This window comes from Candidatus Alistipes pullistercoris (assembly GCF_027665465.1).
In the GTDB taxonomy this organism is placed as follows: Bacteria; Bacteroidota; Bacteroidia; order Bacteroidales; family Rikenellaceae; genus Alistipes_A; species Alistipes_A hominis.
Genome location: NZ_JAQDED010000001.1, coordinates 260608 through 286488, shown reverse-complemented (window position 1 = coordinate 286488; position 25881 = coordinate 260608). Strand labels below are relative to the sequence as shown.

Here is a 25881-nt window from a genome sequence, read left to right as displayed (position 1 = left end):
GGGATTGTCATGAGAGCAAAATTTTCAGATTTAAAATATGCAGGCGCCGCGGCAAAGTGCTGCAGCGCGAAAGGGTGCAAGGAAAACGAGCCCTGGGTAACTCCCGAGCACATCGCCGTGAAAGGAACCTATACGGCCGAAGACCTCGAAGGCATGGAGCACCTGAATTATGCCGCCGGTATCGCGCCGTTCCTGCGCGGTCCGTACAGTACGATGTACGTGATGCGTCCGTGGACGATCCGTCAGTACGCCGGTTTTTCGACCGCGGCCGAATCGAACGCGTTCTATCGCCGTAACCTGGCTTCCGGCCAGAAAGGGCTTTCGGTGGCGTTCGACCTCGCTACGCACCGCGGTTACGACGCCGATCATCCGCGCGTAGTCGGCGACGTCGGCAAGGCCGGCGTGTCGATCTGCTCGGTGGAGGATATGAAGGTGTTGTTCGACGGCATTCCGTTGAACAAGATGTCCGTCTCGATGACGATGAACGGCGCCGTACTGCCGGTGCTGGCGTTCTACATCGTGGCCGGTCTGGAGCAGGGCTGCACGCTCGACCAGCTCAGCGGTACGATCCAGAACGACATCTTGAAGGAGTTCATGGTGCGCAATACTTATATTTACCCGCCCGAATTTTCGATGAAGATCATCGCCGATATTTTCGAGTACACGTCGAAGAATATGCCGAAGTTCAACTCGATCTCGATCTCCGGCTACCACATGCAGGAGGCTGGGGCTACGGCCGACATCGAGCTGGCTTATACGCTGGCCGACGGTCTGGAGTACCTGCGAACGGGGGTTAATGCCGGCATGAGCGTCGATACGTTCGCTCCGCGGTTGTCGTTCTTCTGGGCTATCGGCATGAATCATTTTATGGAGATCGCCAAGATGCGCGCCGCCCGTCTGCTGTGGGCGAAGATCGTCAAGCAGTTCGACCCGAAAAATCCGAAATCGCTGGCGCTGCGTACGCACTCGCAGACTTCCGGTTGGTCGCTGACCGAACAGGATCCGTTCAACAACGTGGCGCGTACCGCGATCGAAGCGATGGCCGCCGCGCTGGGACACACCCAGAGTCTGCATACCAACGCGCTCGACGAAGCCATCGCGCTGCCGACCGATTTTTCGGCGCGTATCGCGCGTAATACGCAGATCTATATTCAGGAAGAGACCAACATTACCCGCGCGGTCGATCCGTGGGCCGGTTCCTATTACGTGGAATCGCTGACCGACGAGATCGTGCACAAGGCCTGGGATTTGATCCAGGAGGTCGAAAAGCTTGGCGGTATGGCCAAAGCCATCGAAACCGGTATTCCGAAAATGCGTATCGAGGAGGCGGCCGCCCGCAAACAGGCGCGCATCGACTCGGGCAACGATACGATCGTCGGGATCAACCGTTACCGTCTCGAAAAAGAGGATCCGATCGACATTCTCGCCGTCGACAATACGGCTGTCCGCGAAGCCCAGATCAAGCGTCTGAACGAACTTCGCGCCAACCGCGACGAAGCGAAAGTGAAAGCCGCGCTGGCCGCTATTACCGAATGTGTCCGCACGAAGAAGGGGAATCTGCTCGAACTGGCCGTCGAAGCCGCCAAAGTGCGCGCGTCGCTCGGTGAAATCTCGGATGCCTGCGAAGAGGTCGTAGGACGATACAAAGCTGTTATTCGTTCAATATCAGGAGTATATTCAGCAGAAGTGAAAAACGACGAAAGTTTTGCGAAGGCCAAACAAATGGCCGAGCAGTTTGCCAAAAAGGAGGGTCGACAGCCCCGCATCATGATCGCTAAACTCGGTCAGGACGGGCACGACCGCGGCGCGAAGGTAGTCGCTACCGGTTACGCCGACATCGGATTCGACGTCGATATGGGGCCGTTGTTCCAGACCCCGGCCGAAGCCGCCAAACAGGCCGTCGAAAACGACGTGCATGTGGTGGGCGTATCGTCGCTGGCCGCCGGCCACAAGACGCTCGTTCCGCAGATCGTCGCCGAACTGGCGAAGCTGGGCCGCGAGGACATCGTGGTGATCGTCGGCGGCGTGATCCCGCACCAGGATTACGACGACCTGTACAAAGCCGGAGCCGCCGCTATTTTCGGTCCCGGAACTCCGATCTCGACCGCTGCGATCAAAATCCTGGAGATTTTGAATGCCGAATAGGTTGTATGCATAGACGAGGCCGGGCCGTCCTTTCGGGCGGCCCGGTTTGTTTTGCGGGAGGAACGGGGCCTTTCCGGCCGGACCGGGAATCGACAATCGGTTCCGAGTATGGATTCCGGTGCGTCCGTCGAGGCTGCTTTGCCCACCTGTTTCTCCGAATAAAAAAGCGGCCGTCCGGAGTCTCCGGACGGCCGCTTTCGCTTGCGGGAAGGGAACCCCCTGCCTGTTTCCCGAACGATTACTTGGCCGGAGCCCAGCAGGTCAGGTGGTTATTCGGCGTTACGACGGCGAATTTATAAAAACCGTCCGGGTTTGCGGAGAGGTCGTAGGTGAAACTTCCCGCGCCGGCTTTCACTTTGCCGACCTTGACCCACCGATCCGGCGAACCTTGTTTGAAGTTGTTGGAGCGGGCGGCGTATACGGTGGCCGTAGCTTTGTCGTTCAGGCTCGTCCATCCCAGTTCGACGGCGTTGCCTTTGCGGTCGATCCGGATGCCGGCGATGTCCGCCTTGCCGATAAAGGGCATCCCGTCCTGCTCCCACAGCACGTCCGTCGGAACTTCGAAGCCCAGGTAGCGGCAGATCGTCGGGGCGATGTCTACGATCGACAGCAGCGGAGCGGCGAAGTGCGCATTCGGCTGCACGTTCGTGGCGATCCACGAAGTGCGTTCGCGTTCGGACTGCCCGCCGTGGTGGTATCCGTCGGGGCCGCGTCCGTGGTCGGTCGTCACGATGAGCAGCCACTCTTCGTCGTAGTTGGCTTCGCGGTATTTCACGGCTTCCCGGATTCGTTCGACCTGCTTGTCGGCTTTCATCACGTATTCGTCCATGAAATCGCCGTTGCCATAATAGTGTCCCGCGTCGTCCGTGTACCACAGGTAAACCCAGCTCATGTCCGGGGCGTCGTTGCGGATTCCTTCGGCGGCGGCTTCGGAGATCGCTTCGTCGATCTTGAAAATATGGAGGTCGTCTTTCTCTTTCGGGTAATTTTTCGTGTCGAGGTCGAGCCCGTCCGCGACGTAGTCGATCTTCAAATTGCCCGTTTCGGGAAGCCCTTCGCCGAGCAAGACGGTACGGTTGTCCGTCCAGCTCGAATAAAGCCCCGTTTTGAAATTTTTCTTCTGTTCCTTGGCGATCCGGAAAATCGACCAGTAATTATAGTCCGGTTTCGGAGAATTGTCCCAGACTTCGTGCTTGTTGGCCCAGGTGGCCGTCAGGATGCAGTTGTAACCGACGGCCGAAATGGTCGGCGTCTGGTCGTACCGGCCGACGGTTCCGCCGCAGTAGGCGCGCGAGTAACCGCCTTCGGCTGCGACGGCTTTGATGGCCGGCGGATCGAGCCGTTCGATCACGTCGGCCGGAATTCCGTCCAGAATAACGTATACCGCTTTTTTCGTTTTTGCGGAAAAAACCGAGAGCGGCAGCAGCAAGGCGAATGCAAAAGAAAGGAGGGTCAGTCGTCTCATAGTCCGTTTTTAAATGTTCCGGATTCAAAGATACGAAAAATGCGGCAAATATTTTTTGCAAACGGATGGAAGCGAGGAGAAACGGGACGAAGCCCGGTTCGGCGGGGCAATCATTCAGACGATCAGCCGCGAAAGTTTTTTCGAGATCAGCGTCCGTTCCTGGTTCAGAACCGAAATCTGGTGGGTGAGGGTGGCTTGTTCCTCCTCCGGCAGCGACTGGTCGGCCAGTTTCGCCCGCAGCCCGGCGATGATGTCGTCGATCACTTTCGACTTGTACAGGATCACGGCCCGCGGAACCGCCACCGGCAGCCGCTCCTGTTCGCTTTCGACGACGATGTCGAATTTTTTCCACAGTTTGCTGACCATGTAATTGTCGTCGTAGGTCAGCAGGTTTACCACGGCATTGCTGACTTCCGGATCGGGGTGGTTGATGAAATGGTTCATGCCGATTTCTTCGCCGCTCTGTCGTAGCGTTTTGTATTCTTCGTATATTTTGTGCAGTACGGCGTTTTTCATCACGATGCCGTTCTGGTCGAGGTCGTTTATAATCACTTCGGCCACGTTCAGTTCGACGACCTCCTTTCCTTCGACGTACTCGAAGTCGTGCTCGCCGTACTTGAGCAGGTATTTGATCAGTTCGTTTTCCAGTTCTTCGATGCTGCTGCCCGCTTCGACTTGCGCTATGGCGGCCGGTTGGTTTTCCGTGCGCCGGCGGATGATTTCCTGGTTGCGGATAAACTCTTTGGCTTCGTTGCCGGCCGTGTGTTCGACGCGGCGCAGCGCGATCTCGCGCAGCAGGATCTGTTCGTCGATCTCCATTTGCCGCGAACATTCGCGCGTGTAGACCGAACGGGTGATGGCGTCCGGAATCACCGAAATGCTTTGCACGATGTCGGCAATCAGCGCCGCTTTGCGCAACGGGTCGCCCGCCGCCTCGGCCAGCAGCAACCGGGTCTTGAACGAGATGAAATCTTCCTCGTGCGACAGGATGAAATCGCGCAGTTCGGTCGCGTTGTGCTTGCGGGCGAACGAGTCGGGGTCGTCCCCGTCCGGCAGCAGCACGACCCGCACGTTCAGACCGTCTTTCAGGATCATGTCGATCCCGCGCAGCGAGGCTTTGATGCCGGCGCTGTCGCCGTCGTAGATCACCGTCACGTTGCGCGTGAAGCGGCCGATCAACCGGATTTGCCCGTCCGTCAGCGAGGTGCCCGACGAGGCGACCACGTTTTCGATCCCGGACTGGTGCATCGAGATGACGTCCGTGTAACCTTCGACCAGGATGCAGCAGTCCTGCTGCGTGATCGCCCGTTTGGCGAAATAGATTCCGTACAGGACGTCGCTTTTGTGGTAGATCTCCGATTCCGGCGAGTTCAGGTATTTCGCGACTTTCTTGTCGGTGCGCATCGTCCGGCCGCCGAATGCGGTTACGCGTCCGCTGATCCCGTGGATCGGGAACATTACCCGGCCGCAGAAACGGTCGTAATAGCCGCCCGTCTCGCGTTTGATCGTCAGTCCGGTGCCGACCAGGAACTCCTCTTTGTAGCCGTCGGCCAGCGCCTGCCGCGTAAAAGTGTCGCCGCCGTCGGGACAGTAGCCGAGTCCGAATTTCCGGATCGTGGCGTCCGAGAACCCGCGTTCGCGGAAATAGCCGATACCGATGCTTTGTCCTTCGGGCGTGTCGTGCAGCGTCCGGACGAAATAGTCGGCGGCATACGACGAGACGACCATCATGCTCTCGCGGTCGTCGTTGCGGCGCACCTCTTCGGGAGTCTGTTCGCGTTCGGCGACCTCGATGCCGTATTTGCGGGCGACGTATTTCAACGCTTCGGGATAGGTCATGTTTTCGTGTTCCATCACGAAGGTCACGGCATTGCCTCCCTTGCCGCAGCCGAAGCACTTGAATAGCCCCTTCGACGGCGAGACAACAAACGACGGCGTTTTTTCGTTATGGAAAGGACAGCACGCCTGGTAGTTTATCCCCTTCTTTTTGAGGGTGACAAAGTCGCCGACCACCTCGACGATGTTGGCGGCGGCGAAAATACGGTCTATGGTTGCTTTGTCGATCATAGGGATAAACGGTGTTTCCGGAATCCAAAGTTACGATAATTTTCGGATTGTAGGATGCGGCGCGCCGGCCGGAACGCTTTAGCTGAGGTGTTCGATCAGGATTTTGACGCCGATGCCGATCAGGATCAAGCCGCCGAAGATTTCGGCTTTCGGGCCGAGCCGCGACGAAACGCGTTTGCCGATCTTCAGTCCGGCGGCCGAGATCAGGAAAGCCGACAGGCCGATCAGCAGCGCCGCGAGCAGGGTGTTGCCCAGCGGCGGTCCGTCGAACAACCTGATCTTGACCATCCCGAGGCTGAATCCGGTGATCAACGCGTCGATGCTGAGCGCCACGCCGAGCAGCAGCGTATTGCGTAGCGATAACAGGTCGTTGCAGTTGACCGATTCTCCTTCGGCGGAAAGGCCCTCTTTGATCATCTTGCCGCCGACGATCGCCAGCAGCCCGAAGGCTACCCAGTGGTCGTAGTCGGCGATCAGCCGGCTCACGTTTTCGCCGAGGAACCAGCCGGCCATGATCATCAGGAAGTGGAAGATGCCGATGACGATCAGGAAACGCATCCGCTGCCGGTGCGTCGTGCACCCGGCGAATCCCAGCGACAGCGAGACGGCGAACGTGTCGAGACTCAATCCGACTCCCAACAGTAAGACCCCAAGTAAACCCATCCGGAAAAGTGCTAAATTTTATGCAAAAATAGCTATTAATTCCGGTTTTGTGAATAAACGGTACGACGTGACCGGATTTTTAAATCAATTCTTACCTTTGCACCATGGATTTCAAACTGGTATCGGAATACAGCCCCACCGGGGATCAGCCCGAAGCGATCGGGCAGCTCGTGTCGGCGCTGCGGGACGGTTGCCGGCACAATACGCTGCTCGGCGTTACCGGTTCGGGCAAGACGTTTACGATGGCCAACGTGATCGCCGCGCTGAATAAGCCGACGCTGATCATGAGCCATAACAAAACGCTTGCGGCGCAGCTCTACGGCGAGTTCAAAAACTTCTTTCCGGAGAATGCGGTCGAATATTTCGTCTCTTATTACGACTATTACCAGCCCGAGGCTTACCTGCCGACGACGGACACTTTTATCGAAAAGGATCTGTCGATCAACGAAGGGATCGAGAAAATGCGGCTCAGCGCCACTTCGTCGCTGCTGAGCGGCCGTAACGACATCGTCGTCGTATCGAGCGTGTCGTGCATATACGGGATCGGCAATCCCGAGGACTTCCATGCCACGTCGGTTGAGCTGAAAGTCGGCGATGTGATCAGTCGCAACAAACTGCTGTACGCGCTGGTCGATGCGCTCTACACCCGCAGCGAGAACGATTTCCGGCCGGCCACGTTCCGCGTCAACGGCGATACGGTCGATATTTTCGCCGCTTACGGCGAGAAGTGCTATCGGGTGGTTTTCTTCGATAACGAGATCGAGATGATCAGCCTGATCGATCCGGTGACCGGACAACGGCTCGAATCGCTCGAACGCGTGATCGTTTACCCGGCCAATCTGTTCGTGACGACGCGCGAACGCGTCGAGCAGGCGATCCGGATGATCCAGCTCGATCTGGGGAAACAATGCGAGTTTTTTGAGTCGATCGGTAAGCCGACCGAGGCCCGGCGGCTCAAACAGCGCGTCGAATACGACCTGGAGATGATTAAGGAATTGGGTTATTGTCCCGGGATCGAGAACTATTCGCGCTATTTCGACGGGCGTTCGCCGGGCAGTCGGCCCTTCTGCCTGATCGATTATTTCCCGAAAGACTTTTTGTTGATTATCGACGAGAGTCACGTGACGATCCCGCAGATACGGGGGATGTTCGGCGGGGACAGTTCGCGTAAAAACAACTTGGTCGATTACGGCTACCGGTTGCCGGCCGCGTTGGACAACCGACCGTTGAAGTTCAACGAATTCGAATCGCTCGAAAATCAGGTGATCTATGTGAGCGCCACGCCGGCCGACTACGAGCTGATCAAATCGGAGGGTTCGGTGGTCGAACAGTTTATCCGCCCGACCGGGCTGGTCGATCCGCCGGTGGAGGTGCGTCCGACGCTGAACCAGATCGACGACCTGGTCGAGGAGATCGAAATCCGCGCCGAAGCGGACGAGCGGGTGTTGGTGACGACCCTGACCAAACGAATGGCCGAAGAGCTCTATAAATATTTCGACCGGATGGGAATCCGCTGCCGGTACATTCATTCCGACGTCGATACGCTCGAACGGGTGCAGATCCTCGACGATCTGCGCGCCGGATTGTTCGACGTGCTGATCGGCGTAAACCTGTTGCGCGAGGGACTCGATCTGCCCGAAGTTTCGCTGGTGGCGATCATGGACGCCGACAAGGAGGGCTTTCTGAGAAGCGCGCGTTCGCTGACGCAGACCGCGGGGCGCGCGGCGCGAAACGTCGGCGGACGGGTAATTATGTATGCGGATAAGATCACCGATTCGATGCGGCTGTCGATACAGGATACCAACCGCCGCCGAGAAAAGCAGATACATTATAACAACCTGCACGGCGTGGTGCCGCGGCAGGCGATCAAGAGCGGCCGGGCGATCCTTTCCGGCGAAGCGTTGCAGGGCCGCAAAGGGGAAGGCGCACTGTACGACCTGACCGGGGACCGCGGCTTTGCAGTGGCGGCCGATCCGGTGGCCGCCTACATGACCGAGCACGACCTCGAATCGGCGATCAAGATCGCCCGCGAAGCGATGGAAAATGCCGCTCGCGAACTCGATTTTGCCGCCGCTGCCGCTTACCGCGACCAGATGTACGCGTTGCAGGAAAAACAGCAAAACCTGAAAAAGAAATGACGTTCGCCCGGAGACTGACCCGCATCATCGATATTTTCTACCTGCCGCCGTTGCGGCGGCTGGTGCCGTTACAGACGTTCCGTTACGCGGTTTGCGGCGGGGCGAACATGGGGTTCGACCTGCTGCTTTATTTCATTCTTTACAATTTCGTGCTGGATAAGGAGGGCGTCGTGCATCTCGGCGACTTTGTCGCCGTTTCGTCGTATAACGCCGCCTGGATGATCGTTTTTCCGATCACGTTCTTCACCGGGTTCTGGCTGAACCGTCACATCGCGTTTCACGGTTCGCCGTTGCGCGGACGCGTGCAACTGTTCCGTTACCTGATGAGCGTGTGCGGCTCGATCCTTTTGAATTATCTGTGCATGAAACTGTTCGTCGGCGTGATCGGGATCTATCCTACGCCGTCGAACGCCCTCACCAAAGCGATCTCGGTCGCTTACAGCTACCTGATGCAGAAATATTTTTCATTCCGGGGCTGCGTGGACGGCAATTGCCGCTGACGTCAGTAGAACAGGAACAGCATGGCGATCGTCCAGTAGACTCCGGCCCGGATCCAGGCCAGCGTGGCCGGCGGGACCTGCCGTGCGCCGAACCGTGCGGAGACCCAGTCGGCGACCAGGGCCACGATCGTGAAGATCGTAATCGCTACTGCTGCGAACGTCGTGCCGAGGATCAGGATGTCGATGCGCGGCGTTGCGGATGTTTTGTCGAGGAATTGCGGAAAAAACGCGAGGAAGAAAAGGATGATTTTCGGGTTCAGCAGGTTCATCGTGATTCCCGTCCGGTAGAGCTTGCCGAACGTGCCGGCGGATTCGTTTTGCAGGGTGGCCGTGCTGTCCGCGATGGAGACGGATGCGTCGTTACGGCTTCTGAGCGAAACGATGCCCATATAGATCAGGTAGGCGATTCCCGCGTAACGGATGGCGGCGAACAGGATCGGGGAAGAGGCGATGATCAGCGAGATGCCGAGCGCGGCCAGCGCCGTGTGTACGAACAATCCCGAACAAAGCCCCAAGGCCACCGCGATCCCCGTCTTACGTCCCTGGACGATGCTTTGGGCCATGACAAACAAAATATCCGGACCCGGCATCAGGGTCAGTAACGACGAGGCGACGATAAATTCGAGCAGTTTCATGTGCGGAGCGGTTCAAAATCCGCGGACGGCTATTTGACGCGCAATTTCTGTTTGATCTGCAACAGACTGTTCGGCTTGATCCCGTTCAGTGCGCACAACTTCGAGACGGTCGTCGAGTAATTTACCGCGATGTGCGACAGGGTTTCCCCTTTTTTCACATAGTGGTAGGTCGGCGCGGTTTGTTGCGGCGAGTTGTCTCTCTCGGCGGCTGTCGCGGGCGACGATTCCCGGGGGGCCGTTTTATCCGCCGGTTCGAGGGTCTGGGCAAAAATCGGCTGGTTGCCGTCGCTGTCCGGAATATAAGTCGTCGCGCGTTTTGTCGAGACGCGGATCGCTCCGCCCCGGTTATAACAGTAAAGAGTTTGGTCGCTGCGCAGGCAACGGTTGTCCGGATCGACGAGCAGCGTCGGATTGACCGGTTCGCTGGCGACGCGTACTTCGAAATGGACGTGCTCGGTGGTCGCCCGGCCGGTTCTTCCGGCCAACCCGATCGGGTCGCCGGCTTCGACGACGTCGTTCACCCGGACGAGATTCCGGGACTGGTGCGCATAGACGGTCTCGATGCCGTTGTAATGCCGGATCACGACGAGGTTGCCGTATCCGCTGTACGGTTTCGACATCCGCACGACGCCCGGCATCGCGGCCCGGATCGTGTCGTTCGGGATCGCCTTGATGTCGATACCGGTGTGGTTCGAACGTCCGCGTCGCCCGAACGGGGAGATCAGTTTTCCCGGATACGGATAACAGAATTCCGTCTCCAGCTCGCACAGCGGAACGACCAGTTCGCCCGATTCGGGGAACGGATTGTTATAACGCAACGGGATGCGGACGTTCGCGCTTTCGGTTTCGCCGAAACTCATCTCCGGTCGCGCCTTCAGCGGTTTGATCATCGCTTCCGGACGTTCTACGCCCGGAATTGCGCACACGTTGTTATCGGATTTTAAATTTTCAGAGAGCGAATTGCCGTCGGATTCGGATGTCCGTGCGGAAATATTTTCAGCCACGACTTCCGTTCCGGCCTTTTGCCGCTGCTGTTTTTTCGAACTGCCGAAAAACGATTTTACGGACGAACATCCTGAAAGTAAAATGGTTACGACAATAGATAAGATCAATGAACGCAGTCTCATACGGCGATTTGTTTTTTATGGCTATAAAAATAGGCATTTTTTTCGGGAAATCATAATTTCCGCGACGCCGGCTGCGGCCGGGCCCGTCGCGGCGGAACGAATTCGTCCGGATTCGCGCCGTTTCGAAAATATCCTCTATATTTGTATAATCTGTTTGATTTTTGCAGCTACTTACGCAACGATTAAAAATAACGATATGGAGACCGAAAAAACGAAATGCCTGATCGTCGGCAGCGGGCCGGCGGGTTATACGGCGGCGATTTATGTTTCGCGCGCGGGTTTTACGCCTATCCTTTACGAAGGGATGGCCCCGGGCGGACAGCTTACGACCACGACGCGGATTGAGAATTTTCCGGGATTCCCCGACGGGATCGACGGGGGCGTCCTGATGGAGAATATGAAGCAGCAGGCGATCAGATACGGGGCCGATATCCGGATGGGTGCGGTGACCGGGGTGGATTTCACGATGCGTCCGTTTCGGGTGACCGTCAACGGCGAGAAGCGGATCGAGGCGGAAGCGCTGATTATCGCTACCGGGGCGGAAGCCCGCTACCTGGGTTTGGAGTCCGAACAGCGGTTCCGGGGGATGGGCGTGTCGGCGTGCGCTACGTGCGACGGCTTTTTCTATAGGGGACAGGATGTCGTGGTGGTCGGCGGCGGCGATTCGGCCTGTGAAGAGGCGGCCTATCTCGCGACGATCTGCCGGAAAGTGTATATGATCGTGCGTAAGGATCGTTTCCGGGCGTCGAAGGCGATGCAGGAACGCGTGATGACCACGCCGAACATCGAGATCCGTTTCGAGACCACGACGCAGGAGGTGCTTGGCGACGATTCCGGCGTAACCGGGGTCCGCGTGCGCCGTGCCGACGGTCGGGAGGAAGAACTCGGCGTGACCGGCTTTTTCGTGGCGATCGGGCATCAGCCCAATACGGAGATTTTCAGGGGCTCGCTGGAACTTGACGACGAAGGATATATCAAAACGGCGCCGGGGAGTTGCCGCACGAACATTGTCGGCGTCTTTGCCGCCGGCGACGTGCAGGATCCGCATTACCGGCAGGCGATCACCGCGGCCGGGTCGGGGTGCGCCGCCGCGCTGGAATGCGAACGGTTCCTGTTGCAACTGTAAAAGGTCGGGCGATGATCGATCCGAACCGGATTTTTTCTGTCCGCGACGACGAAGAGTTCGACCGGCTGGCGCTGGAAGTGTTCCGCTTCCAGGCGGAGGCTTGTGCGCCGTACCGAGAGTACCTCGGCCTACTCGGGATCGGGCCGCAATCCGTCGGGCGGGTTTCCGAAATCCCTTTTTTACCGATCGGGGTTTTCAAGAACCGTCGGGTTTATGCGGCCGACCGCGAGCCGGAGACGGTCTTTACCAGTAGCAGCACGACCGGTCAGACGCCGGCGAAACATTATGTCGCCGATCTGGAGCTTTACCGGCAGGCTTTTACGCGCGCTTTCGAACGGTTTTACGGGCCGGTCGGCGAGGTCGCCGTTTTTGCGTTGCTGCCCAGCTACCTCGAACGGGAAGGGTCGTCGTTGATATACATGGCCGACCGGCTGATCCGCGACGGGGCCGGCGGCGGTTTTTATCTGTACGACCACGAGGCCCTGTTGCGCGATATGCGGGCGTGTACGGTGCGGAAAGTGTTGTTGGGAGTGAGTTATGCGCTGTGGGATCTGGCCGAACGGCGTCCGGGACCGCTGTACGATACGGTGGTGATGGAGACCGGCGGCATGAAGGGACACCGCGAGGAATTGCCGCGCGAGGCGTTTCACGAACTGTTGTGCCGGGCGTTCTCCGTACCGTCCGTCCATTCGGAATACGGGATGGCCGAGCTGATGTCGCAGGCCTATTCCGCCGGCGAGGGCATCTTCCGGACGCCGTCGTGGATGCGGGTGTCGGTGCGTGATCTGAACGATCCGTTCTGCACGCTGCCTGCCGGGCGGACGGGCGGGATCAACGTCATCGATCTGGCGAACCTTTATTCGTGTTCTTTCGTACAGACCGAAGACCTCGGCGTCGTGTGCGGCGACGGGGCGTTCCGGATGTTGGGACGTATTTCGGGCAGCGAAATCCGGGGGTGCAACCTGCTGGTGCAGTGATCCGCGCCTTCCGGATCGGTCCGTACGGAGACCGTATCCGAAAGATTTCATTCGAATCGTGCTATGTATAAAAATCTGACCGATTATATCGGGGCGCTCGAACGGGCCGGCGAACTGGCCCGGGTCCGCGTGCCGGTCGATCCGCAGTTTGAGATTGCGGAATTGACCGACCGCGAGTCGAAGCGGCCCGGAGGGGGAAGGGCCCTGCTGTTCGAAAATACCGGGACGGCGTTCCCCGTGCTGACCAACATGATGGGTTCCGACCGCCGGATCGCGATGGCGCTCGGCGTGGAACGGCTCGGAGAGCTTACCGAGCGGATCGACGCGCTGTTCGGCGAATTGACTTCGCCGAAGCCGTCGCTGATGGACAAGTTGCGTATGCTGCCGGTGCTGGAAAAGATGTCGCGCTGGCTGCCGCGCAACCGCGGCGGGCGCGGAGCCTGCCAGCAGGTCGTGCTGACAGGCGAAGAGGCCCGTCTCAGTCTGCTGCCGGTGCTCCGGTGCTGGCCGCACGACGGCGGCCGCTTCGTGACCCTGCCTCTGGTGAATACGGTCGATCCGGACAGCGGCGTGCGCAACGTGGGGATGTACCGGATGCAAATCCTGTCGGAGCATACGACCGGAATGCACTGGCACCTGCATAAGACCGGCGAGCGCCACTACCGCAGGTATGCGGAGCTGGGACGGCGAATGCCGGTGGCGGTGTGTCTGGGCGGCGATCCGGCGTACACTTATGCTGCGACGGCGCCGATGCCCGATAACATGGACGAGTACTTGCTGGCCGGGTTTCTGCGTCGCCGTCCCGTCGAACTGGTGCGCTGCCTGACTTCGGATCTGCGGGTGCCCGGAGACTGCGATTTCGTGATCGAGGGCTATGTCGATCCGGCCGAGCCGAAGACGACCGAAGGACCTTTCGGCGACCATACCGGTTTCTATTCGCTCGAAGACGCTTATCCGGTGTTCCACGTCACGGCCGTTACGCACCGCCGGGGCGCGGTCTATCCGGCGACGATCGTCGGCGTGCCGCCGCAGGAGGACGCTTACATCGCCAAGGCTACCGAAAAGATTTTCCTCGCGCCGATCCGCCGGGCTATGCTTTCGGAGGTCAGGGATCTGTATATGCCCGTGCAGGGTGCGGCCCATAACATTGCGGTCGTCGATATCGTGCGGAACTATCCGGGGCAAGCGTTGAAGGTCGCTTCGTCGTTGTGGGGCGCGGGGCAGATGATGTTCAACAAATACATGGCGGTCGCATCGTCTGGCAGGGACGTCCGCGATCCGGAGGTGTTGCGGCAGTTGCTGCGCCGCGTGCGCGTTCCGGAAGACGTCGTGCTGTCGCGCGGGCCGCTGGATGTGCTCGATCATGCCGCTCCCCGGATGGGGCTCGGCGGAAAACTGGCCTTCGATCTGACCGGGGTCGATCCGGACGGCGCCGTACCGCCCGTCGGACTGCCGCAGCGGTGGGAAAACTGTTACGGCGTGGAGAGGGCGGACGATTCGCTGTGCGCGTCGTGGGGCGTGTTGCTGCTCTATGCCGCCTCGTCCGTCGTACCCGATGTTCCGGCGTTTCTGCGACGGAACGGGGTCTCGTACCTGCCGCTGGCCGTCCTGTTGGATGCCGGGGCCTACGGATTTTCCTACGGGGATCTGCTGTGGCTCGCTTCGTCGAACTGCGATCCGTCGCGCGACGTGGCGTTTTCCGGCGGCACGGCGATTTTCGACGCCCGGACGAAAGCCGGCGGAGTGAACGGGTTCGCGCGCCGCTGGCCGAACGTGGTGGCGTCGTCGCCCGAAACGATCGCACGGGTCGACGCCCGCTGGGAGGAGTACGGACTCGGGCCGCGGACGGAGTCCCCGTCGTTGCGCTACCTGAAACTGCAACGGCGCGCGTCCGCCGAATACTGAATCCGATGAAAGAGCGTCTGAAAGCGTTGCTGAAGGCCTGGACGGCCTGCTCCGGCCGCGAAGGGAGGCGGATCCTGCTGCTGATTCCGTTGCTGGTGCTGATCGCGCTGCTGTTTCTGTGGCAAGGCAAACCCCGTTTCGAGCGGAGTTTCACGATGTACGGCGATCGGGCGCTCGATTCGTCGTATCGGGCGAAAAATTCCCGTGCGCGGGCGGCTGAGTACCGGACGGATTCCGTCCGACCGTTTCTTTTCGATCCGAATACGGTCGATCGGGACGGGTTGTTGCGTCTGGGTTTTTCGCCGAAACAGGCCGACGGCATCGTGCATTACCGGCAGGCCGGAGCTGTTTTCCGTACGGCCGCCGACTTCGCGCGCTGCCGTATGGTTTCCGACCGGAAGTTCCGCGAATTGTCGCCTTATATCGCGATCCGCGCAGGAGGAAATTTTTCGAAACCGGAGACGGGGACGGATTCCGTCCGGGAGGGGCGGATTCCGGTGCAGGATTCGCTGTTTCTTTTCGATCCGAACACGATCGACCGGGACGGGTTGTTGCGCCTGGGTTTTTCGCCGAAACAGGCCGACGGCATCGTGCATTACCGGCAGGCCGGAGCCGTTTTCCGCACGGCCGCCGACTTCGCGCGCTGCCGTATGGTGTCGGCCGACCGCTACCGAAAACTGGAACCCTATATCCGGATCGATTCGGTTGTCGGGCGCCGCGAAGAACTTCTGGAGAAGCGCGGTGCGTCGGATTCGGTTTCCGGCCCGGTCGAGTTGAACGGAGCCGATTCGGCCGCGTTAGTCGCGGTGAGGGGGATCGGGCCGCTGACGGCCGGCCGAATCGTGCGTTACCGCGAACGGCTCGGCGGATTCGCCCGGATCGGGCAGCTACGCGAGATCGAGGGGATGACCGATGAAAATTATCGCCGCATTTTGCAACAAATTTGGGTAGACAGTAGTAAAATTCAAAAAATTGATATTAACTTTGCACTCCCGTTGCAGTTGAGGGATCATCCCTACCTGCCGGAACGAGTTTTAAACCGGTTATTGAAATACCGACAATTAAAAGGAGGTTGGCGTAGTATAAGAGATTTGACAGAGCAACATATCATTTCGGAGCAGCAGGCTGAGAAGCTCTCTCCGTATCTCTGTTTCAGAGTGCAGTAAACCCGCGCGGGAGCGTCGGTTTACACCGATTTACGAATTTTGATTACTAAAAAATTTAAAACCATTTTTGCAAAATGATTATCATGCCGATCAAAGAGGGCGAAAACATTGAACGCGCACTCAAAAAATTTAAAAGAAAATACGAAAGAACCGGTGTGCTGAAAGAACTCCGTCGCCGCCAATATTTTACGAAGCCGTCCATTACGGCGCGTGAGAACAAGCTGCATGCGATCTACGTCGAGCAGTTGAAGCGGGAGGAAGAATAGTACGCGTGTTTTTATCATAAACGAGACCGTCCGGAACTACGTTCCGGACGGTTTTTTATTTACCTTTACGGCAATGGACGAATTCCTGACATACCTGCGCGCCGAAAGGCGTTATTCGGAACTGACCGTGAAAGCCTATGGAGACGACATCCGCCGCTTCGCTCGGTTCTGTACGCGGGACGGGGCGGAACCGTTCGACCCGGCGCGGGTGACGGCCGACGATCTGCGGGCTTGGATCGTCTCGCTCGGCGGCACGGAAAAAATGGCGGCACGGAGCATCAACCGGAAAATCTCGTCGGTAAAGGCCTATTTTCGCTACCTTCGCAAGCAACGGATCGTTGAATCGGATCTTTTCGCGCATATCACGGCGCTGAAAACGCCGCAGCGACTGCCGTCGTTCGTCGAAGAAAGCCGGATGCAGCGCATCGTCGCATCGCTGATGCAACCATCCGACGATTTTTCTACGGAACGGGACGCCGTCGTGGTGCTGTTGTTTTACGCGACTGGCATCCGTCTTGCAGAACTGACCGGTATACGGACGGAAGATTTCTCGGACGGATACCGGACGTTGAAGGTGAGGGGCAAAGGAGATAAGGAGCGGATCGTCCCGGTGATCGAGCCGGTAGCCGCGCGGGTACGGCATTATCGGGAGCTGATCGAAGCGCAAAATATTTGTAAAAACGGAAATAATTTCTTAATTTTAACGCAACAAGGAAAGCCGATCGGGCGCAGTGAAGTGTACAATGCGGTGCATGAGGTGCTGAAAGGAGCGGGCGTACAAGGCAAGAGCAGCCCGCATGTGCTGAGGCATACGTTCGCCACTCACCTACTGAACCACGGGGCCGATATCCGAGTGATTCAAGAGCTGCTCGGACACGCCAGTCTCGAAACGACGCAGGTGTACACGCACAACAGCATCGAGAAGCTCAAAGAGATCTATAATCACGCCCATCCGAGGGCTAAAAAAGATAAGGAGGATAATTATGAAAGTGCAGATTCAATCCGTAAAGTTTGATGCCGACCAGAGACTCGTCGACTTCATTCAACACAAAATGGACAAAATGGATCGGTTTGTTGAGGGTGTTCTCTCCGCGCAGGTAAACCTGAAAGTCGACAAAGACGATGAACTGGGCAATAAAGTGGCCGTCGTAAAAATGGATGTCGCCGGCAGCGAATTGGTTGCCGAACGTCGTTGCAAAACTTTTGAAGAAGCGATCGATCAGTGTCTCGACGCTATTAAAAAGCAGATCGATAAGTATAAAGAGAAACACCGTTAGAAAAAACGGACGATATCGTGGCCGTCCCTCCGGATTCCGGGGGGACGGTTTTCGTTTCTGCAGTAAAATCCATATCTTTGTGCAAACGGTTGCATAAGCCGGATGCCTCGCGTATGAGACTAACTTGAATCCGATATTATGAAAAACGATCCGCTGAGATTTTTACTGGTTTTCGCCTGCATTTGCGGGTGTTCCCGCGCTGTCGGGACCGTCCGTCCGTCGGGGAACGATCCGGAAGCGGTAGCGCCGGTACGCTGGGCCCGGTTCGATCCGGATCCGGTAAGCGGGAGGTTGGAAGACCGCGTGAGAACGATTCTGTTGAACAGCAACAAATATGCGCTGAACAAGTGGTACGACCAGGTGAAAAAATTGGGAGCCCAGTCGGGAGAATACCTCGATTTCGGCGGGATCCGCGAACATCATATCCGTCCGGTGGCCAGCGAAGCGCTCGCGTTGGCCGTGTCGTTGAAATTCGGGGTGTACGATCCGGCGGTTACCGGCGTTTCTGAAACAGAAGCGGTCGCCAAGGCGGTGCGAATGACTGCCTCGCTCGCGGCGCGGCATCGGGTGAATGCCGGCGACAAAGGCTGGGGACACGAGTGGCAGAGCGCGCTGTGGGCCAGTTTCGCCGCTACGGCGGGTTGGCTGCTGTGGGACGACCTGACGCCGCAGGATCGGGAGCTGGTACGCCGGATGGCCGTCGACGAGGCCGACCGGCTGATCGACTACGAGGTTCCGTATTACAGGGATGCGAACGGGAAAGTGGTCTTCAAGGGGGACAGCAAGGCCGAGGAAAATTCGTGGAACTCGACGATTCTGGTGATCGCCGCCGCGATGATGCCGGAGCATCCGCATTGGAAGGGTTGGTACGATAAGTCGGTCGAGTTGCAGCTTTCGGCCTACGCCGCACCGCAGGATTTGTGCAGTAAACGGAAGATCAATGGTTTCAGACTGAACGAAATCCTGCGCGGTAGCAATGTGGATGCTTACGGAATCGTGGTCAACCACAATATCCTGCATCCGGATTACATGACCGCTTTCATGCACAACGGGTACAACGCTTGGATCTGGCGGTTGGCGGGCCTGCGGATGCCGCGGACGACGGTTTACAACGGCGATTTGCTGTACCGGACGCTGGCGCTCCGCCCGGTCGGCGACGGTCGCACGATGTACGTGCGCGGCGAGAAAGGGGAGGCGACTCCGCAGATTTACTACCCCGAAGGCAACGACTGGGGGTACGGCCGCCAGGCGAATTTTCTGATGATGGACGTGATGGCGATGGCTTTCGGCTGGGACAAGGGTTTCGACGTCCCGGCGTCGGCCTGGGCGGACGTGCGGGCGCAGGAGATGTTGCGGATGCAGGCCCGCGATACGACGGGACAGTATTACCAGCAGCGACAGGAAGACTTTTATCCGTCGCGCGAGGAGTGGGTCGCCTACCATGCGGCGTTCTGCTACCTCGGTCTGTGGATGAAAGATCGCGGACTGCACCGCTTTACGGACGGGAAAATCCGCTGATCCGCGGTTTCGTACAAATTCTTCCGACTGTTTTGGAAGAATGCGAACTATTTGCCTAACTTTGTACCTGTTTAAAAGAGAGATTATGGCAAAAGGAAAAAAGACCTCCGGCAAGGAAAAAGGTCTGTACACCGATCCCGCAACGCTGATCATGGAGCTGTTCCGCACGTTGCCGGACAAACGTTATTCGGTGAAAAGTCTGAGTGCGGCCGCCGGAGCCGCGACCCGGGAGCAGAAAGATCAGGTGCGCGCGATCGTGCACGACTTTCTCAGGCAGGGAGTGATCCGTCAGGTATCCGAGGGAAAATACAGCCTCAGCGGTTCGCAGCGCGAAACGGTCGAAGGAACGGTCGATATGACCTCTTCGGGCGCGCTTTACGTGATCGTCGAAGGGATGGACAAGGATGTTTACGTCAATGCGTCGCGCGCCGGACATGCGCTGCACGGCGACCGGGTGAAGGTGGCCATTACGCGTAAGGGGCGCGGCGGAAATCCCGAAGGGGAGGTCGTCGAAGTGATCGAGCGCTCGCCGAAAAAGTACGTCGGCGTGGTCGAACGTTCCGATAATTTCGCTTTCGTGCATGTCGACAGCCGTAAGATGGCGCACGATATTTTTATTCCCGAACGTTCGCTGAACGGTGCGAAACAGGGGCAGAAAGTGCTGGTCAACATTGTCGGCTGGCCCGATACGATGAAGAGTCCCGAAGGGGAGATCGTCGACGTGTTCGGCACTCCGGGGAACAACAATACCGAAATGCATGCGATTCTGGCCGAATTCGATCTGCCGTACAGTTATCCGCAGGAGGTCGAACAGCAGGCCGAGAAGATTCCCGATACGATCGATGCGAAGGAGATCGCCCGCCGGCGCGATATGCGCGGCGTGACGACCTTTACGATCGACCCGGCCGATGCGAAGGATTTTGACGACGCGCTTTCGATCCGGCGCCTGCCGAACGGTAATTTCGAAGTCGGCGTACACATTGCCGACGTGACGCACTACGTGCATCCGGGCGATATGATCGACGCCGAGGGACAGTCCCGCGCCACGTCGGTCTACCTGGTTGACCGAACGGTGCCGATGCTGCCCGAACGGTTGTCGAACGGACTGTGCTCGCTGCGCCCGAACGAAGAAAAACTGTGTTTTTCGGCGATTTTCGAGCTGAGCCCCGAAGCCGAAGTGCAGCAGGAATGGTTCGGGCGGACGGTGATTTATTCCGACCGCCGGTTCACTTATCAGGAAGCGCAGGACGTGATCGAAACGGGACGAGGCGATCTGTTCGACGAAATCCTGCTGCTGAACGACCTGGCTCAAAAGTTGCGCGCCGAGCGTTTCCGCAACGGTTCGATCAATTTCGAGCGCGACGAGGCGAAGTTCGAACTGGACGAGAACGGCAAACCGCTGCGCGTTTATTTCAAGGAGATCAAAGAGTCGAACCAACTGATCGAGGAGTTCATGTTGCTGGCCAATCGCAAGGTGGCCGAATTCGTAGGCCGCAAGCGCAAAGGAGTGCAGAACAGCGATCGCACGTTCGTATACCGGATTCACGACAAGCCCAACACCGATAAAATGGCGCAGTTCCGCAGTTTCGTAACGCGGTTCGGCTATCAGATGAAGGCGCAGGGAAACAAGGCCGTGGCGAAGGAGATCAACCGGCTGATGAAGAAAATACACGGCCGTAAGGAAGAGAACATCATTTCGACGTTGGCGATCCGTTCGATGGCCAAAGCGACTTATTCGACCGACAATATCGGGCACTACGGGCTGGCGTTCGACTATTATACGCATTTTACTTCGCCGATCCGTCGTTATCCGGATATGATGGTGCACCGTTTGCTCGCGCACTACCTGGCCGGCGGAAAGTCCGAGGATAAGGAGTATTACGAACGCCTGTGCGAGCATTCGTCGGCGATGGAGGTGCGTGCCGCCGATGCCGAACGGGCCTCGATCAAGTACAAAATGGTCGAATTCATGCTCGACAAGCTCGATCAGGAGTTCGACGGCCATATTTCGGGCATTACCGAGTGGGGCATTTACGTCGAGTTGGAGGATACGAAGATCGAAGGGATGGTCGCGCTGCGCGACATGACCGACGATTTTTACGTGTTCGACGAGGAGAATTACGCGGTTCGCGGGCGCGAGCACAAGCGGACGTTTACCCTGGGCGACGAAGTGCGCATCCGCGTGACGCGGGCCGATCTGCAACGCAAGCAGCTCGATTTCGACCTCGTGGCATCGTATGATTTCGATACGAAAGAGGCGATTCGGGTCGAATAACGGCGCGGGAAGGCGCGCGGTTCCCGAAACGGAACGCAACGCAAACGGCCGGAGCGATATCGCTCCGGCCGTTTGCGTTGCAGGCGGTTTTGTCCGGTTTTCCCGGTCGTCCGTCAGATTTTCAGGGGAAGTCAATGGGCCTCGACCCAGTTCTTCCCGATACCGCAGTCGGCGATCAGCGCTACTTTGAGTCGCGCGGCGTTCTCCATGCAACGGACGACCAGTTCGCGCACTTCGTCTTCTTCGCTTTTCAGCAGGTCGATGACCAGTTCGTCGTGTACCTGCAGGATGATGCGCGACAGCAGTCCGCGTTCGCGCAACTCGCGGTGTACGGCGATCATCGCCAGTTTCATGATGTCGGCCGCGCCGCCCTGGATCGGGGCGTTGATCGCGTTGCGCTCGGCCAGCCCGCGGACGACCGCATTGCCCGAACGGATGTCCGGCAGCATCCGCTTGCGTCCGAACAGCGTGCTGACGTAGCCGGTTTCGCGGGCTTTGCTTACCACGTCCTCCATGTATTTTTTGACGCCCGGGAAGGTGGCGAAATATCCGTCGATGATCGCTTTCGCTTCGGTGCGCGGAATTTGCAGCCGTTGGGCGAGCCCGAAAGCGGAGATGCCGTAAATGATGCCGAAGTTGGCCGTTTTGGCCTGCCGCCGCTGTTCGCGCGTTACGTCGGCCGGAGCGACGCCGAAGATTCGCGCGGCGGTCGCCGTGTGGATATCGGCATCGTGCGCGAAGGCGTCGATCATGACCGCGTCGCCGCTCAAGTGCGCCATCAGCCGCAGTTCGACCTGCGAATAGTCGGCCGAGAGCAGCAGGTGTTCGTCGTCCGACGGTACGAACGCCTTGCGGATCTCGCGGCCCTGTTCGTCGCGCACCGGGATGTTTTGCAGGTTCGGGTTCGTCGAACTGAGCCGCCCGGTTGCGGTGACGGCTTGGTTGAACGAGGTGTGGATGCGTCCGGTCTGCGGATTGATCAGTTGCGGCAGCGCTTCGACGTAGGTCGAAAGCAGCTTGCGCAGGCCGCGGTATTCGAGGATCAGTCCGACGACCGGGTGGCGGTCGGAGAGCATCTGCAGGTACTCCTCGTCGGTGCGATATTGTTTGGTTTTGGTCTTGCGCGGGTTCGGGTCGATCTTCAGCCGGGCGAACAGCGCCTCGCCCAGTTGTTTGGCCGAGTTGACATTCAGCGACGGATCGCCGCACAGTTCCCGGATGCGTTCTTCGAGTCCGACAAGTTGTCCGGAGAGCTCGCGGCCCGAGGCCGCCAGCGCTTCGGCGTCGATCTTTACGCCGGTCATCTCGATGTCGGCCAGCACGCGGATCAGCGGTTCCTCGATCGTCCGGTACAGTTCTTCGAGTCCGGCCTGTTGCAACTGCGGCCATAGGCGCAGTTGCAGCCGCAGCGTCACGTCGGCGTCTTCGGCGGCGTAAGCGGCCGCTTTTTCGATCGGCACGCGGTCCATCGTGATCTGGCGGACCCCTTTGCCGATCAACTCTTCGATCGGTACCGGCGAATAGTTCAGCAGCGTGCGGGCGAGGTGATCCATGCCGTGCCGGGATTCGGGGTCCAGCAGGTAGTGGATAATCATCGTGTCGTAAAGCATACCGCGCACCTCGGTGCCGGCGCTGCGCAGCATCATGATGTCGAATTTGACGTTCTGCCCGATTTTAGCGATTCGCTCGTCTTCGAAAACCGGGCGTAGCGTGTCGATGATTCTTTTCGTGTTTTCCGGGTTGCACGGGATGTACCAGGCTTCGTGCGGTTCGACGGCGACCGAAATACCGACCAGCCGGTCGCCGAATACGTCGAAGCCGGTGGTTTCGGTGTCGAAACAGAATTCACGGACGGCGGCGAGCCGGTCGCGCAGCGCTTCGAGCGCTTGCTGCGTTTCGACGATGTGGTAGGTGTGCGCGACGGTGTCGATCGTTTCGTAGGTGCTTGCGCCGAACAGGTCGGCCTGTCCGGAACTCCCGCCTGCCGTTTGTTCGAGCGCCGAGAACAGGTTCGGAGCCCCGGTCGTCTGGGGTGCGGAAGGCGAAACGCCGGATTTGGGCCGCGCGGGTTTGCCGTCCGTCAGAATGCCGGCGTCGGGATGTCCTTGCCGCATTTCCTGCAGCAGCGAGCGAAACCCCAGTTCCTGGAAAACCTCGGCCAGACGGTCGGCGTCCGGCGATTCCATGACCATTTTTTCGGGTTCGAAAGCCACCGGAACGTGCTGTTCGATGGTTGCCAGCCGTTTGGCCAGCAGGATTTGTTCGCGCAATCGTTCGATATTCTCCCGCTGTTTGCCGGAGAGTTTTTCGGTATTGTCGAGCAGGTTCTCGACCGTACCGTACTGGCAGATCAGCTTCACGGCGCTCTTCTCGCCGATGCCCGGCACGCCCGGGATGTTGTCCGAGGCATCGCCCCACAGCGCGAGAATGTCGATTACTTGTTTTGGGTCGTCGATGCCGTAGTGCTCGCAGACCTGTTCGCAGCCGATGATTTCGACTCCTTCGTTGCCGCCTTTGCGTTGTTTGTAGATATAGACGTTCGGACGGATCAACTGGCCATAGTCCTTGTCCGGTGTGACCATGAACACTTCGAATCCGGCTTCGGCCGCTTCGCGCGACAGCGTGCCGATCACGTCGTCGGCTTCGTATCCGGGGACTTCGATCACCGGGATTCGCATCGCTTCGAGGAACTCCTTAATGTACGGAACCGAGACGATGATGTCCTCCGGCGTTTCGCCGCGGTTGGCTTTGTAGTCGGCGAACAGTTCGTGCCGGAAATTGCCGCCCGGCGGATCGAACGCCACGCCGAGGTAGTGCGGGTTTTCGCGGCGAATGATCTCGTTGATGTAGCGGACGAAGCCGAAAACAGCCGAGGTGTTGACGCCGTCGGCGTTCCGCATCGGACGACCAATGAATGCGTAATAGAATCGGAATATCAGCGCGTAAGCGTCGATCAGGAATAGTTTTTTCATCTTTTCGTTTGCGGGCCGGGCGTCATTCGATTACGATGCCGTATCCGGAGAGCAGTCCGGCCAGGTTATAGGTTGAAAATTTGGCTTTCCGCAGGTTGTTCTGCGCCGGGTCGATCGCGAATTCCGATGCTGAGCGGAAGTCCGCCCCTTTCAGCGTGCAGCGATCGAACACGGTTCCCGGCAAGGAGCAGTCGTCGAACGAGGCGCCCGTCAGGTCGCTTTCGGTGAAAAAGCAGTCGTTCAGGACGCTTTTCGAAAACGGCGTTCCGGACATTTTGCGTTTGCGGAACGAACAGTTGTCCAGTTTCGAATGCCGGAAATCTACCGAGAATCCCAGGGCTTCGCACTGGCCGAAATCCGCGCCGGACAATTGGCACTCTTCGAAAACGGCGCTTTGCAGATGGACTCGTTTCAGGTCGGGAACCACGAAACGGCATAACCGGAAAGCGCATCCGGTGAACAGCGCCCCCGACAGGTTTACGTACGAAAAATCGCACTCCGTAAAGCTGCATCGTTCGAATTCGGCCCCTGACAGGTTTTCGAAAGGGAATTCCTCTTTCGAAAACGTTTTTTGAAGATAGACGACGGGCTGCTGCATGGCGGTCGGAATTAACGGTTGTCCGAGCGGAACCATTCGGCGAACGAGGTGGCCGTTTCGTGCAGGCGGATCGAAAACAGTTCGACCCCTGCCGGCAGCTCTTTTTCGATCGCGGCGGCGAAACGGGCGACCATGTTTTCGCAGGTCGGCTGGTAGTCGACGACTTCGATTTTCGCGTAGTTGCCGCGCAGCGTTCGGATCAGTTCGCCGTTATCGGCGGTTGCCCGCATGACCAGCGCATGGTCGTACCGGTCGACGATCAGCCGTCCCACGATCCGTTTCAACTCGCCGAAATCCATTACCATGCCGTATTTCGGTTCGGCGGCGTCGGCGACCGGCTCGCCTTTTACCGTGACGAACAACTTGTAGGAATGGCCGTGGATTTCGCGGCACGGACCGTCGTATCCGGCCAGCGTATGGGCCATTTCGAACGAAAATTCCTTGGTAAGTCGAATTGCTGCCATCGTGTTATTCCTCCAGATCGGGTATTTCCACCTGCCGGTCGAACGATTCGATCAGCGAGATGAACGTTTCGGTTTGCGAGACTTCGGGCAGTTTCAGGATATGGTCGAAGATCGTATGCATCAGGTGTTCGTTGTTCGTGCAGTAGAGCTTGATCAGGATGTTGTATTTGCCCGTAATGAAATGACATTCGGTGATTTCAGGTATTTTGCGCAGGTGTTCGACCGTCTGTACGGTTTTCGTCGGGTCGGAGATCCGGATGCCGATGATCGCACAGACGTCGTAGCCCATCGCTTTCGGATTTACCTGTAACCGGGAGCCGAGGATGACGCCGGCGTCTTCCAGCTTTTTGACCCGTTGGTGGATGGCTGCTCCCGAAACGCCGCATTCCCGCGCGATCTCGAGGAATGGCATCCGTGCGTTTTTGATCAGAAATCCCAGTATCTTGCGGTCGACTGCATCCAGTGAAATTTTTGCCATATTCCTCCTTCCGTAAATTTCGGGCCTTTCCACCCAAGTTAATTATAAGCAAAGTTACGTTTTTCCCTGAAAAAATTCTAATAAAGTGGAAAAAATATCGAGACATTGCTTAACTTTGG

21 protein-coding genes are annotated in these 25881 nt (G+C 58.2%); 12 read left to right on the top strand and 9 right to left on the bottom strand.

The genetic code is table 11. The features are described 5' to 3' along the window. Positions 1 to 9 precede the first annotated feature (9 nt). Positions 10 to 2145, top strand: a complete 2136-nt coding sequence (gene scpA, locus PGR91_RS01345; RefSeq protein WP_101571756.1) for a methylmalonyl-CoA mutase — start codon at positions 10 to 12, stop codon at positions 2143 to 2145. A gap of 238 nt (positions 2146 to 2383) precedes the next feature. On the opposite strand, the gene PGR91_RS01340 is transcribed toward scpA, so the two are convergent. From PGR91_RS01340 to PGR91_RS01330, 3 genes are all read right to left on the bottom strand, one after another. After that, a complete protein-coding gene (locus tag PGR91_RS01340) occupies positions 2384 to 3610 on the bottom strand; it encodes an alkaline phosphatase family protein (protein WP_055202521.1) in 1227 nt (408 codons plus the stop codon). A gap of 114 nt (positions 3611 to 3724) precedes the next feature. Then, on the bottom strand, positions 3725 to 5677 hold the full coding sequence (gene dnaG / locus PGR91_RS01335) for a DNA primase (RefSeq protein WP_118655438.1): 1953 nt from the start codon (positions 5675 to 5677) through the stop codon (positions 3725 to 3727). Positions 5678 to 5755: 78 nt separating this feature from the next. After that, the gene (locus PGR91_RS01330) at positions 5756 to 6340 is read right to left on the bottom strand and encodes a manganese efflux pump MntP family protein (RefSeq protein WP_055202517.1); all 585 of its coding nucleotides are present in this window, start codon (positions 6338 to 6340) and stop codon (positions 5756 to 5758) included. Between the two features lie 104 nt (positions 6341 to 6444). Here PGR91_RS01330 and uvrB point away from each other — a divergent pair, with 104 nt between their 5' ends. Beyond that, the gene (uvrB, locus tag PGR91_RS01325; RefSeq protein WP_055202515.1) at positions 6445 to 8478 is read left to right on the top strand and encodes an excinuclease ABC subunit UvrB; all 2034 of its coding nucleotides are present in this window, start codon (positions 6445 to 6447) and stop codon (positions 8476 to 8478) included. After that, the gene (locus PGR91_RS01320; RefSeq protein ID WP_055202513.1) at positions 8475 to 8978 is read left to right on the top strand and encodes a GtrA family protein; all 504 of its coding nucleotides are present in this window, start codon (positions 8475 to 8477) and stop codon (positions 8976 to 8978) included. Before uvrB ends, PGR91_RS01320 begins: the two co-directional genes overlap by 4 nt. Before the next feature lie 2 nt (positions 8979 to 8980). On the opposite strand, the gene PGR91_RS01315 is transcribed toward PGR91_RS01320, so the two are convergent. Both PGR91_RS01315 and PGR91_RS01310 read right to left on the bottom strand, forming a co-directional pair. Further along, positions 8981 to 9613 carry a LysE family translocator gene (locus PGR91_RS01315; protein WP_118655436.1) on the bottom strand — a complete coding sequence of 211 codons (633 nt, stop codon included), beginning with the start codon at positions 9611 to 9613 and terminating at the stop codon, positions 8981 to 8983. Positions 9614 to 9642: 29 nt separating this feature from the next. Next, the gene (locus PGR91_RS01310; protein WP_153497792.1) at positions 9643 to 10740 is read right to left on the bottom strand and encodes a peptidoglycan DD-metalloendopeptidase family protein; all 1098 of its coding nucleotides are present in this window, start codon (positions 10738 to 10740) and stop codon (positions 9643 to 9645) included. A gap of 196 nt (positions 10741 to 10936) precedes the next feature. On the opposite strand from PGR91_RS01310, the gene trxB reads away from it, so the two are divergent. The 9 genes from trxB to rnr all read left to right on the top strand — a co-directional run bounded on the left by trxB (position 10937) and on the right by rnr (position 21250). After that, positions 10937 to 11866, top strand: a complete 930-nt coding sequence (gene trxB / locus PGR91_RS01305) for a thioredoxin-disulfide reductase (protein ID WP_101572049.1) — start codon at positions 10937 to 10939, stop codon at positions 11864 to 11866. A gap of 11 nt (positions 11867 to 11877) precedes the next feature. Next, on the top strand, positions 11878 to 12843 hold the full coding sequence (locus tag PGR91_RS01300; RefSeq protein ID WP_118655434.1) for an acyltransferase: 966 nt from the start codon (positions 11878 to 11880) through the stop codon (positions 12841 to 12843). A gap of 63 nt (positions 12844 to 12906) precedes the next feature. Further along, positions 12907 to 14748, top strand: a complete 1842-nt coding sequence (locus tag PGR91_RS01295; RefSeq protein WP_118655432.1) for a menaquinone biosynthesis decarboxylase — start codon at positions 12907 to 12909, stop codon at positions 14746 to 14748. 5 nt (positions 14749 to 14753) lie between these two features. Then, the gene (locus tag PGR91_RS01290) at positions 14754 to 15914 is read left to right on the top strand and encodes a ComEA family DNA-binding protein (RefSeq protein WP_118655430.1); all 1161 of its coding nucleotides are present in this window, start codon (positions 14754 to 14756) and stop codon (positions 15912 to 15914) included. A gap of 74 nt (positions 15915 to 15988) precedes the next feature. Next, on the top strand, positions 15989 to 16180 hold the full coding sequence (gene rpsU / locus PGR91_RS01285) for a 30S ribosomal protein S21 (RefSeq protein WP_055202501.1): 192 nt from the start codon (positions 15989 to 15991) through the stop codon (positions 16178 to 16180). Positions 16181 to 16253: 73 nt separating this feature from the next. Then, positions 16254 to 17195 (top strand): tyrosine-type recombinase/integrase, encoded by a 942-nt coding sequence (locus PGR91_RS01280; RefSeq protein ID WP_055202499.1) that lies wholly within the window; start codon positions 16254 to 16256, stop codon positions 17193 to 17195. Beyond that, on the top strand, positions 17164 to 17457 hold the full coding sequence (gene hpf, locus PGR91_RS01275; protein ID WP_055202497.1) for a ribosome hibernation-promoting factor, HPF/YfiA family: 294 nt from the start codon (positions 17164 to 17166) through the stop codon (positions 17455 to 17457). Before PGR91_RS01280 ends, hpf begins: the two co-directional genes overlap by 32 nt. Before the next feature lie 138 nt (positions 17458 to 17595). Then, on the top strand, positions 17596 to 18975 hold the full coding sequence (locus PGR91_RS01270; protein ID WP_118655428.1) for a hypothetical protein: 1380 nt from the start codon (positions 17596 to 17598) through the stop codon (positions 18973 to 18975). Between the two features lie 85 nt (positions 18976 to 19060). Beyond that, on the top strand, positions 19061 to 21250 hold the full coding sequence (gene rnr / locus PGR91_RS01265; RefSeq protein WP_118655693.1) for a ribonuclease R: 2190 nt from the start codon (positions 19061 to 19063) through the stop codon (positions 21248 to 21250). Positions 21251 to 21381: 131 nt separating this feature from the next. Here the strand turns inward: rnr and polA are convergent, their stop codons facing one another. The 4 genes from polA to PGR91_RS01245 are packed head-to-tail and all read right to left on the bottom strand — an operon-like array spanning position 21382 to position 25762. Continuing rightward, positions 21382 to 24222, bottom strand: a complete 2841-nt coding sequence (gene polA, locus PGR91_RS01260) for a DNA polymerase I (protein WP_118457005.1) — start codon at positions 24220 to 24222, stop codon at positions 21382 to 21384. A gap of 22 nt (positions 24223 to 24244) precedes the next feature. Next, positions 24245 to 24820, bottom strand: a complete 576-nt coding sequence (locus tag PGR91_RS01255; protein WP_172970732.1) for a pentapeptide repeat-containing protein — start codon at positions 24818 to 24820, stop codon at positions 24245 to 24247. A gap of 11 nt (positions 24821 to 24831) precedes the next feature. Continuing rightward, positions 24832 to 25284 (bottom strand): 6-pyruvoyl trahydropterin synthase family protein, encoded by a 453-nt coding sequence (locus tag PGR91_RS01250; RefSeq protein WP_055202489.1) that lies wholly within the window; start codon positions 25282 to 25284, stop codon positions 24832 to 24834. Between the two features lie 4 nt (positions 25285 to 25288). Then, a complete protein-coding gene (locus PGR91_RS01245) occupies positions 25289 to 25762 on the bottom strand; it encodes an Lrp/AsnC family transcriptional regulator (RefSeq protein WP_055202487.1) in 474 nt (157 codons plus the stop codon). Positions 25763 to 25881 lie beyond the last annotated feature (119 nt).

Excerpts from the sequence above, each read along its gene's own strand:
- scpA (WP_101571756.1), top strand. The coding sequence starts at position 10 with ATGAGAGCAAAATTTTCAGATTTAAAATATGCAGGCGCCGCGGCAAAG.
- PGR91_RS01340 (WP_055202521.1), bottom strand. The coding sequence starts at position 3,610 with ATGAGACGACTGACCCTCCTTTCTTTTGCATTCGCCTTGCTGCTGCCG.
- dnaG (WP_118655438.1), bottom strand. The coding sequence starts at position 5,677 with ATGATCGACAAAGCAACCATAGACCGTATTTTCGCCGCCGCCAACATC.
- PGR91_RS01330 (WP_055202517.1), bottom strand. The coding sequence starts at position 6,340 with ATGGGTTTACTTGGGGTCTTACTGTTGGGAGTCGGATTGAGTCTCGAC.
- uvrB (WP_055202515.1), top strand. The coding sequence starts at position 6,445 with ATGGATTTCAAACTGGTATCGGAATACAGCCCCACCGGGGATCAGCCC.
- PGR91_RS01320 (WP_055202513.1), top strand. The coding sequence starts at position 8,475 with ATGACGTTCGCCCGGAGACTGACCCGCATCATCGATATTTTCTACCTG.
- PGR91_RS01315 (WP_118655436.1), bottom strand. The coding sequence starts at position 9,613 with ATGAAACTGCTCGAATTTATCGTCGCCTCGTCGTTACTGACCCTGATG.
- PGR91_RS01310 (WP_153497792.1), bottom strand. The coding sequence starts at position 10,740 with ATGAGACTGCGTTCATTGATCTTATCTATTGTCGTAACCATTTTACTT.
- trxB (WP_101572049.1), top strand. The coding sequence starts at position 10,937 with ATGGAGACCGAAAAAACGAAATGCCTGATCGTCGGCAGCGGGCCGGCG.
- PGR91_RS01300 (WP_118655434.1), top strand. The coding sequence starts at position 11,878 with ATGATCGATCCGAACCGGATTTTTTCTGTCCGCGACGACGAAGAGTTC.
- PGR91_RS01295 (WP_118655432.1), top strand. The coding sequence starts at position 12,907 with ATGTATAAAAATCTGACCGATTATATCGGGGCGCTCGAACGGGCCGGC.
- PGR91_RS01290 (WP_118655430.1), top strand. The coding sequence starts at position 14,754 with ATGAAAGAGCGTCTGAAAGCGTTGCTGAAGGCCTGGACGGCCTGCTCC.
- rpsU (WP_055202501.1), top strand. The coding sequence starts at position 15,989 with ATGATTATCATGCCGATCAAAGAGGGCGAAAACATTGAACGCGCACTC.
- PGR91_RS01280 (WP_055202499.1), top strand. The coding sequence starts at position 16,254 with ATGGACGAATTCCTGACATACCTGCGCGCCGAAAGGCGTTATTCGGAA.
- hpf (WP_055202497.1), top strand. The coding sequence starts at position 17,164 with ATGAAAGTGCAGATTCAATCCGTAAAGTTTGATGCCGACCAGAGACTC.
- PGR91_RS01270 (WP_118655428.1), top strand. The coding sequence starts at position 17,596 with ATGAAAAACGATCCGCTGAGATTTTTACTGGTTTTCGCCTGCATTTGC.
- rnr (WP_118655693.1), top strand. The coding sequence starts at position 19,061 with ATGGCAAAAGGAAAAAAGACCTCCGGCAAGGAAAAAGGTCTGTACACC.
- polA (WP_118457005.1), bottom strand. The coding sequence starts at position 24,222 with ATGAAAAAACTATTCCTGATCGACGCTTACGCGCTGATATTCCGATTC.
- PGR91_RS01255 (WP_172970732.1), bottom strand. The coding sequence starts at position 24,820 with ATGCAGCAGCCCGTCGTCTATCTTCAAAAAACGTTTTCGAAAGAGGAA.
- PGR91_RS01250 (WP_055202489.1), bottom strand. The coding sequence starts at position 25,284 with ATGGCAGCAATTCGACTTACCAAGGAATTTTCGTTCGAAATGGCCCAT.
- PGR91_RS01245 (WP_055202487.1), bottom strand. The coding sequence starts at position 25,762 with ATGGCAAAAATTTCACTGGATGCAGTCGACCGCAAGATACTGGGATTT.